The sequence below is a fragment of the Paenibacillus sp. IITD108 genome, assembly GCF_036541265.1.
Classification (GTDB): domain Bacteria; phylum Bacillota; class Bacilli; order Paenibacillales; family Paenibacillaceae; genus Pristimantibacillus.
This window is the reverse complement of the sequence record NZ_JAZHCT010000002.1, coordinates 87244-100249: the sequence shown is the minus strand read 5'-3', so window position 1 is coordinate 100249 and position 13006 is coordinate 87244. Positions and strand designations below refer to the sequence as shown.

Below are 13006 nucleotides of genomic sequence, written 5' to 3'. Positions count from 1 at the left end.
AAACCAATCGATGCCATCCACCTTGACTCGAACATGTCTATTAAGAAAACGGATAGCGGATCGCTGCAATGGTTGTCACCGCTCGAAAGCCCATTTCACATAGCGGGTTTTCCATGGTTCGCACAGGAGAAAAAATATCGTCGTATGCCGTCATCTCCAGCATTGCAAATGCCCACGCCCGTTGACTATCTCGCGAATTGTACGGCGGGAGGGCAAATTCGGTTCCGCACGAATTCATCAAGATTATCGCTAAAGGTGAAGCTATACGGACCTAGCGATATGTATCATATGCCGGCAACGGGACAAAGCGGGTTTGATTGCTATTTGGGAGAACCTGGGGAGCAGTATTATATCAGTACGGCACGCTTTGACCAAAATTGTTCTGAATATGAGGTTGAACTGTACAATTGGAACAGCAAACGGGAAGTTTGCGTAACATTGAATTTTCCGCTGTACCAAGGCGTGGAGGAAGTATGGGTCGGGGTTGACGAGGACGCGGAAATCGGCACCGCTCCAAGCTACGCCAACGATAGGCCAATCGTCATCTACGGCACGTCGATCACGCAAGGCGGATGCGCAACGCGCCCCGGGATGGCGTATCCGAACATTCTGAGCCGCTTGATCCCGCAGGAATTTATTAACCTCGGTTTTTCCGGAAGCGGCAGGGGCGAGCCGGAAGTTGCCCGGATGATTGCCGAAATTCCGAACCCGTCCATGTTTATATTGGATTATGAAGCAAATTCGGGAACGATAGAGGAAATTTCGACGACACTGCCGCAATTTATTCATATTTATCGCGAGCGCCATCCCGACGTGCCGATTGTGGTCGTTTCCAAAATACAATTTGCGGGGGAGCGTTATTACGATGAAATGCTGAACTTGCACGAAGGGAGAAAAAGGGTCCAGGAAGAAACAGTCATGTGGAGGCGCAAGGATGGGGATGTCAATCTCCACTTTGTTGACGGATCGAATCTGCTCGGTGAAGCTGCAGAAGAATGCACCGTTGACGGCGTGCACCCGACTGACCTAGGCTTCTGGCGCATGGCTAAGTCGCTTGAGCCCGTAATCAGTAAACTATTAGCCTCTTCAAGGGGCTAGCTGAAATCCCGTTCGTTCAAGAGGTAAATGATAGAAACGGATGATCGTGCGTGAAAAAAACGGAAAAGCGATTATACAACGATTGTTCACTATGATGAGAAGCGATGAATTAAAAAAAAGCGCGAAGAAAAAAATAACCATCTTATATGATGGTTATTTTTTTTACTAGAAAGTTTGAAGAAATGTGCAAGTCGGGTGGAATAGGAGTAAAGCATTTACAGCAGCGAATCGCTATAATAACGTCATCAGCTTCTGATAGTTTGCTGATATGGAAGTTGAAACTATAATAGGAAAAGGGGAATGGCAGGTGTATAAGTCAAAGTTTATTTTGGTATTAATGATTGCGCTTTCATTGGTTTGGGTCACGGCGTGCAGCAAAACGAATGGACCGGTAAATTCGGAAAGTCCAAGCGGTACTGCGCAGCAGAGTACGTCGAGCCCAGAAACAACGCCGAGCGATGAGCCTAAAGAGCCTGAAATCAATATGAATGGTGAAAAATTGACGATTCTGACTTTGGCGGCACCGCCGCAAGAAGATACGCCGATAGGCGCAATGCAGTTGAAACGATGGAAGGAAGTCGAGAAGAAATACAAGGTCAAAATTGACTGGGTTCAAGTGCCTTGGGGCGAAGCGATCAACATGGTAACGAATGCGGCTTTATCGGGGGACGCTGTCGCTGATTTTGTAATGATCGATTATTATCAAGCGATTCCGGCAATTAAGCAAGGCCTGTTTATGCCGTTGGATGACTTTTTTGATTTTAATGATCCCAAATGGCCGAAGAAGATGAAGGACTGGAGCTATTTTAACGGGCACTATTACAATGTCGTAGACAATTACTTTAATTCTTCCGGATTGTTCTACAATAAAACGATGTTACAGCGCGAAGGACTGCCGGATCCGCATGATCTGGTGGAAAAAGGCGAATGGACCTGGGAGACTTTCCTGAATCTGGCGAAGCAGGTTACGAAGGATACAAACAGCGACGGTGTGACTGACCAATGGGCGATTACAAGCTCGCTTGGACCGATGCTGAGAACTATTGTTTATTCTAATGGCGGGTCATTTATTCAAGAGAAAGATGGAAAATATGTATTTGCGCATGACGATGCGAAGACGATGGAAGCGATTCAGTTTTTCAGCGACCTCTTCAATACACATAAAGTAGCAGCACCGCCGCAGGGCGATCCCTTCGATTATGTCTACTATGCGGATGCGCAAACTCGGTTCAATACCGGCAAATCAGCATTTGTTGTTGGGGACATATGGGAAGGCTCGACGCGAGCGGACATGACTGATGAACAGGGCTTTATTTACTTCCCGAAAGGGCCGCAAAGAACCGACTCCTGGCAAGGCAGCATTACTAACTATGGCGGCTTCTATATGCCCGCAAGTGTCCAACGTGCGAAGGAGAAAGCGAAGATATGGGAAGAGATGCAACTCTGGGATCAAGTTGCCTCCTCGAATCGGGCAGCGGCAGAAAACCAGTTGCTTGCGGATGAGAAAGATATCGAGGTTATGCTGGATTCCTTGAATCATACAGAAGTTGTATATGCGATGACAGGCACGGAACATGACATTTTTTGGAACATTGCTAACCCGATCGTAACCGGTGGCGACAGTCCCGAAACGGCAATTGAAAAAATCAGGCAGACAACGCAGGATGCAATTGACCAAGTCTATAATACGGCTCCTTAATTGATTGGCAAGCAATGAATAACGGGGTGAGACCGTTTTATAGGGGCGGCGTTTACCCCGATGGGGGTGTATGGTGTGCGAAACTCGTATTTTCACAAGATGGGTTTTATACGGATGACGAAGGGGCTTATTATCGGTCTGCTAATCATGGTAGTTTTGAGCCCGTCCAGCTCGACAGCCTCGAACGGAATCGCGAGCAGCGTCTGCGGGGGCAACTCGGCTCCGTCAACATCTGCGCCGATTAACTTGGCTTTGCACAAGTCGTATACAATTGCAACGACAGCGCCGGATGAAGCGTTCGCTTCCGGTGATGCGAACTATCCGGATGGCGGAAAACTGACAGATGGGGTGTTCGGTTCCGATCAAGGCTGGTGGAGCGCTGGGTGGTTGGGATGGGCGAGACAAGACACACGGCAAATCGTCATCGATTTGGAATCGGTAAGCACTGTAAACAGCATCCGTATGCGGTTCTTTCAGGAACGCCAATCGGCAGTGCTTTTCCCAAGCCAGGTGAAATTTGAACTATCTACTGATCGCGTAAATTGGTTCGTGCTGGGCAATGCGTCGGCAGGTATACCGAATGATCAGGAAGGAACTTTGACGGAATGGATTACCTTGCCTGATCTGAATCATGCTGGCCGCTATATTCGAGTAACGGTCCCGGTGAGAAAATGGGTGTTTGCTGACGAGATCGAAGTTAGTGGACATATCGGGAAAGTGAATAATGCGGTGCAGCCGATCGGCAGCCCGGATAATGCGCTGAATAAAGGTTATCTGGACTCAGATACGCGCCAGATTTTGATTTATACCGGCTATAATCCAGCTAACCCTGATTTTGTGAATTGGACGGCGGAACACTTCAAGCCGTACGCTGGTTACGTGGATGTCAATGGCACGATTCAGGATACGATGTTCAACAGCTTTTTATTCCTGCCGTTTGAAGCGGCGGCGCCTTCCGGCAATCGTTATGACGGTGCGGGAGGCACAACGCGTGCAGATTGGCAATATTTTCTCGATCAACTATTTGCTTCCGGAAAGCAAATCGATGCGTTGAATGATGCGGTTGGCGAAGTTAGAACGGCTTTAGGCAACACCCTATTCACACCGACAGTCTATATTTCCATCCCTTATCCGGCGGAAGCGTCGACCGGTTGGGGGGATATCAACCAGGATGGTGTGGTTGATGAGTTAGACGGCTTCAAACCCGGCACGAATGTGGATGAAGTGACGGCGTTGAACAATCGGGCCGCCGCGATACAGTGGTACGTGGATGAAGTAGAAAGCCGGTTTGCCGCCGGATTGTATTCGAATTTAAAGCTGGAAGGCTTCTACTGGTTGTCCGAGGCAATTGATTATGAGTTTGGACCGAATGAAATGTCGCTACTCCAGCAGGTTTCCGATTTGCTTCATAATCAGAATTACAAGTTTGAATGGATTCCGTACTATCAGGCGAGCGGATTTCAGGACTGGGAGCAGGCTGGCTTTGACGCAGCGCTGATGCAGCCCAATCATATGTTTGACCAAACTTCTTATTCCCGGATTACAGGTACGGCAAACCTAGCCAAGCGTTTTGGAATGGGAATTGAAATCGAGATGGATGCGACGATGCATCTTCAGGGCGAGCGCGACAGGTATTATGACTATTTGGATGGCGGCGTCGAGTACGGCTATATGAACGGCGCATACCTGGCATGGTACGACTGGGTCAAGCATTTGCATGCGTTATCCGGATCAATCTACGGAGATATTCGCGAGGTGTACGATGAGACATATCGCTTTATTAAAGGAACCTATGTTGCAAGAGCCTGTCGAGTCAACTAACCTGGCGCTGCATAAGACGTACAAGATTTCCGTTCCGCCGGAGTCTGATTACCCAGATTTGGGTGGTGAACTGACAGATGGCATTTACGGTACGACGGATTTTATGGAAGCAAGCTGGCAAGGACATAGCGGCAAGGTTGATCGCAAAGTGATTATTGATCTTGAGACGCCGAGTACGATTGCCGCAATCAAGGCCAATTTCCTGGAAGATATCGGATCTTCGATCTTCGCGCCGGATATGCTGGGCATCTCCGTATCGATTGATGGTGAGAACTGGTCCGAAGTAGCCGTACTAGACAGACTGCCTGCCTGTGGATCGGAGGCAAAATTGGTGTCATTTCATTGGTCGGCTGCCGAGCACGGCGTTCCAGATGGAGCACCTGTGGGATCGACGATCTATGCCCGCTACGTCAAAATTCATGCGATCGTCAATGTATGGCTGTTTATGGATGAGATCGAAGTATGGGGCGTTGCGGGCAAACAGGCAGGAGCGGTAGAACTCATGCCAGGAAAAGATCAGGGCCCGGAAACCGATTATTTGAGGGCAGGCGAAGCGACCGGCGGAATTCGCGATCTGATGCTGTTTTACAACGGACAATATCCGAATGACGCTGGCAACTGGAGCGCTGCACAGTTTTTGCCCTATGTAGCCTACGTGGATCAGCAAGGCGCAGTGCAGGAATGGCTGTTCGACGGGGGAGTGTTCCTGGCGCTTTATTCGGACAAGATGCGCAGTTTCATGGAGGATCCCGGCGCGGAGCCATCCAGAATGGAAGACTGGCAATGGTATCTTAATAAAACGTTCTATGAACAGTCTGGCGACGCTGCCCAATTGAATGAGGCAGTGAAGCAAGCTAAAGCGGCTATCGGCGAACATGGCTATAAGATGAAAGTTGTATTTATGATTCCGTTCCCATCTAGTCAGCAGATGGAATTCGGCGATGTTGACGGAGATGGTGTGTCTGAAAATTTCTGCGATCCGCAGTCAGGACAGGCGGCACGCGAAAGAGCGATTCAATGGTATATTAGCGAACTTAATGCGAAGTGGGAGCAAGCGCAATACGCTCATCTGGAACTGGTCGGGTTTTACTGGCTCCAAGAAGCGGCTAATCCGGACGATCTGGCGCTTCTCGACTTTACGTCGAACCTTACTCGTAGTCAGGGAGCCAAATTGTTCTGGATTCCCTATTTCAATGCAGCTTCGTACTACAAGTGGAACAAGCTTGGAATTGACGCGATGGCGTATCAACCGAATCATTATTTTAACGCAGGTACAACTGCGGATCGGATCGAAGAAGCCGCGCGCATGGCTAAGCTGGCAGGCTCCGGCATCGAGATTGAACTTGATGAACGCGCGTTTCAACAGCCGGCCTTGCGGCAAAAGTACATCGACTATTTGCAGGGCACAATTGCAGCAGGCATAACGCCCGATGTATTCAAAGCCTACTATCAAGGCGTCCGGACGTTCTATCAGGCGGCTTATGATGCTGATCCTCGCAATCGACAGTTGTACGACTGGATTTACGATTATGTGAGAGGCCATCTGATCTGAATCGTACAAGCCGAAGTGGGAATTCACTCCACAGTTCCCATTTCGGACTTTCAACATTTACGACAAGGAATGAGGGTTAAACGTGAAATGGATAACCAGAAGAAAGCGGATTCTGATTGCCTCATTACTCCTGTTAGGGCTATGTCTGGTAATCCTGATTACTGCATCTGCGGGAGACGCCTCGAAGCAACCGCACTTGCTGGAACCGGCTAAAACAAAATGGATGATGACCGAAACGCCGACTTTATCGCAATTGCCAGTCAATCCAAGTTATGAAGAATATATGCGGTATTACGCAGGCAAACCGCGGGCAACCGCTGAACATACGATACGTGCCAGTCAGTTTTCGGCAGCGGATGACAGTGAAATCAAGGTCTGGCAAGCCGGCTATCAGGGGGATGAGACGGCAATCTGGACTGGAGATAGCGGAACGGTTCATTGGGATGTGTACGTTCCCGAGGAAGGCTTATATCAGATCGGCATACGTTATTTTCCCGTGGAAGGAAACAACTCGCCGATCGAACGTGAATTGCTGATTGACGGAAGCGCCCCCTTTATAGAGGCTTCCAGATTAGTGTTCTCAAGAGTATGGCGCAGCGAGCATGTCCAGGCGGAGAGAAATGCCAGAGGAGACGATTTGCGTCCCCGTCAAGTCGAAGAGCCGATCTGGCAGGACGTTGTATTGCGGGATACGGAAGGCTACTATAAGGAGCCATTTTCATTTTATTTGGCAGCAGGGAGCCACCGATTGTCTTTCAATGCGCTGCGCGAGCCGATGGTCATCGACTCGATCAGATTGTTCCGGCAAGAGGAAACGCTGTCCTATGCGGAAGTGTTTGAATCTTACCCCGAACTGGATGCGGGAGCGGAAGGCATAATGTTGAAAATACAGGGCGAGGATGCTGCGTTGAAATCAAATCCTTCCTTGTATCCGATCAATGATCGTTCCAGCCCGGCGACCAAGCCGTATGACGTATCCAGAATTCGTATGAATACAATCGGCGGAGTGAATTGGAAGGTGCCCGGACAATGGATAGAGTGGGAGATTGACGTTCCGAAAGACGGGTTCTATCATTTGGGCGCACGATACAGACAGAACGCGAATCGCGGCACTCATGTTGTAAGAAAGCTTTATATTGACGGCAAAGTACCGTTTAAAGAAGTGGAGGAAATTCCGTTCTCCTATGGTGGCGCATGGCAAATCGGTATGCCGGGCGAGGCGGGAGAGCCGTATCAGTTTTATTTGACCGAAGGCAAGCACACGATCCGGCTTGAACTTACCTTGGGTGAGGTGTCCGATGTTATTCGGCTTGTACGCGGAAGTATTCAACAGTTGAATGCTCAGTACTTGAAAATTGTTATGCTGACCTCGACGGTCCCGGATCCATTTCGCGATTATGAGCTGGAACGAAAAATTCCCGATCTGGTAAGCACTCTGATGGAGCAAAGCGAATTGCTTGATGCGGCGGCTGCTCGTATGAATGAAATCGTCGGAGAAACAAGCGGCAGTACGGCGATATTGCGTACAACCTCTTATCAATTAGCCGACATGGCGAGCCGTACGGAGACGATGACGTCCAGGCTCAAGCAATTCAAAGACAATATAAGCGCGCTTGGAACGTGGTTGTTAACGATCCATGAGCAGCCGCTGGAAATCGATTATTTGTTTTTGAAAACGCCGGATATGCCTATTCCCTCTGATCGCGTGAATTGGACGACGCAGGCTCGGCATGAGCTTATGTCATTTGTACGCTCCTTTACGGAAGATTACAATTATACGCCCGACATTGATCGGATCGGAGAGGAAATTACTGTCTGGATATCTTCCGGTCGCGACCAAGCGCAATTGCTGCGTTCGATGATTGACAATTCCTTTACGCCGCAGACAGGCATTCATGTGAACTTGCAGCTTGTCCATGAAGCTGTCGTACTGCCCGCCACGCTTGCCGGGAAAGGGCCGGATATTGCGCTTGCGCAATCGGATGTCATCAACTTTGCGATTCGCGGCGCGCTTCAGGACCTTACGGTATTTGCGGACTTTGAAGATGTACGGAGTCGGTTTTTCAACAGTGCTTTTGCCGGATTTACTTTTCAGGAAGGCATATTTGCCGTGCCGGAGACGCAGACTTATCCGATGCTGTTTTACCGCCAAGATATTTTGAATGAACTTGGATTGGAAGTGCCGCAAACGTGGACGGATATGTATAGCATTATCCCAGAATTGCAAAAACGCAATATGGAGCTTGCTTTGCCCCATACGACTGTTTTTGAAGGGATGCTCTATCAGAGCGGCGGTCAGTTTTACCAGGCAGACGGCATTGCCACCGATATCGATTCGTCCGTCGGCATAGAAACATTCCGTCGTTGGACAGAATTGTACACCAATTACAAGCTTCCGCTTGAGTTTGATTTTATTAACCGCTTCCGCACCGGGGAGATGCCGCTCGGTATTGCCGATTACACGACCTACAATTTTTTGACCGTTTTTGCGCCTGAGATTAGAGGGCAATGGAGCTTTGCGCCACTGCCAGGCAAAGAGCAGGCAGACGGCACGATTCGTCGCGAGGCGCTAAGCTCCGCAACAGGTACGATTATGTTCAGCAGAACTGAGAATAAGGAAGCGGCATGGACGTTCATGAAATGGTGGACGGACACGGAAGCGCAGCTCATGTTCGGAAGGGAAATGGAAGCCATTCTTGGGGAGTCGGCTCGTTATGCGGCAGCGGGAATTGAGACGATCCGACGGTTGCCTTGGTCAGCCAAGGAACTTGAAAAACTTATGACACAGATGAATGATGTGATTGGCAGACCTGCCGTTCCAGGCGGGTACTCCTTTGATCGGCATCTCAACAATGCCTTTTATGAAGTGTACAATACCGGCAGTGATCCACGCGAGACGATTGAAAATTATGCGCGGACCATTAATCAAGAGATTACGATAAAGCGGCAAGAGTTCAATCTGGAAACGATGCAGCAGTGAGAGGTGAGGCTTGGATGAATAGGTTGAAAAAAGCAGTCGTGCGAAACAAATCGCTATATCTGATGCTGCTGCCATACTACTTGATTTTCTTTACGTTTACTGTGTTGCCGGTGTGCTTGTCGCTATTAATCAGCTTCACTGATTTCAACATGTTGGAATTTCCGCAGTGGGTCGGCTGGCGCAATTATGCCCAATTATTTGTCCGCGATGATGTATTTTTGGTTGCACTCAAAAATACGCTGCTCTTCGCGGCAATTACCGGGCCGGTCAGCTATATTGCCTGTTTTGTGCTAGCCTGGATTATTAATGAATTTCCTCCAAAGATGAGAGCTGTGGCGACTCTAGTGTTCTACGCGCCGGCGTTGTCCGGGAATGCCCTAATCGTCTGGACGCTACTCTTTGCAGGCGATTCCTATGGCTATATTAATGCCTTTCTGATGAAATGGCATCTTATTCTGGAACCGGTCTTGTGGCTGAAGGATCCGCGTTATATGTTGACAGTCATTATCATCGTGCAGCTCTGGCTTAGTATAGGCACAAGCTTCCTGGCATTTATCGCAGGTTTTCAAGGTTTGGACAGAACGTTGTTCGAGGCCGGCGCGATGGATGGTATCCGCAATCGCTGGCAAGAGCTATGGTATATAACGCTCCCGTCAATGAGACCGATGTTGTTGTTCGGGGCAGTTATTCAGATTACCGCTTCATTCGCCGTAGCTGAAGTATCGACAGCGCTAGTCGGTTTTCCGAGCGTGCAGTACGCGGGTCATACGATCGTGACCCATCTGATGGATTATGGTTCGATTCGCTTCGAGATGGGGTATTCATCGGCGATTGCTACAGTGCTTTTCGCGATGATGCTTGGTTCGAACTTGATTGTACGTCGGTTACTTGCAAAGGTGGGTGATTAGCATGCCGCGTATCCGCCTGTTTCCTAAGCGTATTAATCGTTCATTGGGCGGTGATCTGCTTTTGTTCGCGCTGCTCGCATCCGTTGGCTGTTTCATGGTGCTGCCATTGATCTTTGTCGTGAACAATGCGTTCAAGCCTATTAACGAAATCTTGAAGTACCCGCCGGATTTTTTTGTTCGAGTGCCTACTTTGAATAATTTTAGCGATTTGTATTATCTGCTGTCGAACTCGTGGGTACCGATGACGCGCTATATTTACAACACCTTTTTTATTGCGCTTATCGGTACGACCGGTCATGTTGTGATTGCTTCCATGGCGGCGTATCCGCTAGCCAAACGCCGGTTTCCAGGTAGAAGCGTTCTGTTTACGATTGTCGTCCTTTCCTTGATGTTCTCGGCTGTTGTGACACAAATCACCAACTATATGACGATGTCCTGGCTCGGTTTTCTCGATACGCATTGGGCGGTAATTATTCCTGCGCTAGGTTCATCCCTCGGCTTGTATCTGATGAAGCAGTTTATGGAACAGGTGCCGGACGCTTTACTGGAAGCGGCGCAAATAGACGGCTGCAGCGAGTTTCGCATTTTCTGGCAGATCGTAATGCCGATCGTCAAGCCGGCTTGGCTGACCTTAATTATTTTTTCTTTTCAAGGGCTATGGGGAGCCGGGGCCTCGGCGGGCGCCTTGTTTATTTACAGCGAGCAGCTCAAGACAATTGATTACGCCTTCAGCCAGATTCTCGCTGGCGGAATTATTCGTACCGGACCTTCCATGGCAGCGACGCTGCTAATGCTGCTTGTCCCGATTATGTTCTTTGTTGTGTCACAGAGCAGAGTCATTGAGACGATGTCTACTTCCGGAATGAAAGAATAATAGAAAGGAGCGCTGCAGGTGAGTTTTTGGAGAAAAGTAGTATTGCTCTTTTCTATCCTGCTTCTATTGCCGAGCCTGACATCTGTACTGTCTGCCGCCCCCTACGAGGGGTACAATTATTCCTGGCGCGGAACGCCGGAACCGGCTCCGGTTCCTTATGTGTTTGAAGCAAGACTGACAGGCGAACAACTGGGCGTCGGCGGATTTCGCAGTCCGGAAGATATGGTTATTACATCGGATAACCGGATCTATGTGCTGGACAGCGGCAATAATCGCATTGTGCAAGTGGGCGCCGATTTTCACGTAGAACGGGTTATCGATTCGTTTACAGCCCATGGCGTCCTGGATCACTTTGCCACTCCGCAAGGGTTATTCGTTGCGCAGAACGGTCATCTGTATGTGGCGGATACCGGTAACAAGCGAATCGTCGAGCTTACGGCAGCTGGTGAATTTGTCAGGGTGATCGGACAACCGGAAGCGGATATTTTGCCTGCCAACTTTGTTTATCAGCCGATCAAATTGACGGTCGATTCAGCGGGTCGTCCCTATGTCATCGCCAAGGGAGTATTCGACGGTATTATGCAATTTGATGCAGGCGGGACGTTTACCGGGTTTATGGGGGTTAATAAAGTCCAGTTTTCGCTGGCGGATTTGTTCTGGAAGCGGATGATGACGAAGGAACAGCGCTCGAAGATGGTGCTGTTTGTCCCGATTGAATTCAATCACGTCGCTATTGACGAGGATGGGTTTATTTTTGCGACAAGCGCAGAACAGTCGGAAGAACCGGTCAAACGACTAAACCCTTCAGGCATTGATGTGCTCAAACGGTCGGGCTACTGGCCGCCAATGGGCGATAAGATTTATAGCTTCACGGGGACCAGATCCGATCCGTCAAGCATTCATTATGTTACACCGGACAAGAACGGAATTTACAGCATTCTTGATCAAACGCGTGGTCGAATTTTCACGTATGATCGGGACGGCAATTTGATGTACACGTTTGCCCGCTTCGGGGAGCAGCAGGGAACGTTCAAATCGCCGTCCGCTGTCGCCATGCTCGGCGACCGGATGGCTGTGCTGGATAAGGGAATGAATCATATCAGTTTGTTCAAGCCGACCTTGTACGGTCAAGCTGTTCGGAGCGCGGTCATTCACACGGACGAAGGCGACTCCGATCTGGCAGTAGAAGCCTGGCATCAGGCGCTGGAGTTGAACAACAACCTGGAGCTGGCTTACATCGGCATCGGCAAAGCGGAGTTAAGGCGTGGCAATTACATTGAAGCAATGCAGTATTTCAAGCAAGGTATGCATCAAGAATACTATTCCCGAGCGTTTGCCCATTACCGCAAGGAATTTATGTGGGACAACTTCGGTACCATACTGGCTTCGCTGGCAGCAATTGTTATTCTGCTGATTGCGGTGAGAAAAATGGTACGCAAGCGGGCGGGCGAGCCACAGGCGGTTGGCATGGCTTGGTATACGATGTTTCATCCCTTCAAAGGGTTCTGGGAGCTAAAGTATGAGAATAAGGGACGTGTTTGGTTTTCACTCGTTTTGGTGTTCCTGCTTGCTTTCCTGTATGTGCTCAAACATCAGTATAACGGGTTTTTATTAAATCCGATACCGCCTGTTTATGTGCTCGGCCAAGCCAAGTTCGTTCTGATCCCGTTCTTCCTTTGGTGCGTAGCGAACTGGTCACTGACGACTTTGATGGACGGTGAAGGGAAATTTAAGGAGATTGTTGTAGCTGGAGCGTATGCGCTGTGCCCGTTGATTTTGGTGCAAGTGCCGCTGATCATATTATCGAATACTCTGACTATTCCGGAACTACCTTTCTACAATTTACTGGAGGCGGTAGCTTGGCTGTGGTTTCTGGGTCTGCTGTTCGTCGGGATGCTGACAATCCACCAGTATACGGTCGGCAAAACAATTGTAACTTCTTTTCTGACCTTGATCGTTATTGGCATAATATTATTTCTTGCGCTGTTGTTCTTCAGCTTGCTGCAGCAGACGCTTTCGCTAGGCACAACTATATTCAAAGAAATTATTTTCAGAATAGGGGAGTGAGGAAGTC

8 protein-coding genes are annotated in these 13006 nt (G+C 49.1%); all 8 read left to right on the top strand.

Features of this window, described 5'->3' with window-relative positions:
• Nucleotides 1-33 precede the first annotated feature (33 nt).
• The 8 genes from V1L65_RS02095 to V1L65_RS02060 all read left to right on the top strand — a co-directional run bounded on the left by V1L65_RS02095 (nt 34) and on the right by V1L65_RS02060 (nt 12999).
• Nucleotides 34-1098 (top strand): SGNH/GDSL hydrolase family protein, encoded by a 1065-nt coding sequence (locus V1L65_RS02095; protein WP_331697409.1) that lies wholly within the window; start codon nt 34-36, stop codon nt 1096-1098.
• 307 nt (nt 1099-1405) lie between these two features.
• Entirely contained in the window at nt 1406-2797 is a 1392-nt protein-coding gene (locus V1L65_RS02090) for an ABC transporter substrate-binding protein (protein ID WP_331697408.1), read from the top strand.
• Nucleotides 2798-2872: 75 nt separating this feature from the next.
• Nucleotides 2873-4618: a DUF4855 domain-containing protein gene (locus tag V1L65_RS02085; protein ID WP_331697407.1), complete on the top strand. Its 1746-nt coding sequence runs from the start codon at nt 2873-2875 to the stop codon at nt 4616-4618.
• Nucleotides 4560-6170 carry a DUF4855 domain-containing protein gene (locus tag V1L65_RS02080; protein ID WP_331697406.1) on the top strand — a complete coding sequence of 537 codons (1611 nt, stop codon included), beginning with the start codon at nt 4560-4562 and terminating at the stop codon, nt 6168-6170. Before V1L65_RS02085 ends, V1L65_RS02080 begins: the two co-directional genes overlap by 59 nt.
• An 82-nt stretch (nt 6171-6252) precedes the next feature.
• Nucleotides 6253-9150 (top strand): extracellular solute-binding protein, encoded by a 2898-nt coding sequence (locus tag V1L65_RS02075; RefSeq protein ID WP_331697405.1) that lies wholly within the window; start codon nt 6253-6255, stop codon nt 9148-9150.
• Between the two features lie 14 nt (nt 9151-9164).
• Nucleotides 9165-10058 (top strand): carbohydrate ABC transporter permease, encoded by an 894-nt coding sequence (locus V1L65_RS02070; RefSeq protein WP_331697404.1) that lies wholly within the window; start codon nt 9165-9167, stop codon nt 10056-10058.
• A gap of 1 nt (nt 10059) precedes the next feature.
• Nucleotides 10060-10932, top strand: a complete 873-nt coding sequence (locus tag V1L65_RS02065) for a carbohydrate ABC transporter permease (RefSeq protein ID WP_331697403.1) — start codon at nt 10060-10062, stop codon at nt 10930-10932.
• A gap of 18 nt (nt 10933-10950) precedes the next feature.
• On the top strand, nt 10951-12999 hold the full coding sequence (locus V1L65_RS02060; RefSeq protein ID WP_331697402.1) for a YIP1 family protein: 2049 nt from the start codon (nt 10951-10953) through the stop codon (nt 12997-12999).
• Nucleotides 13000-13006 lie beyond the last annotated feature (7 nt).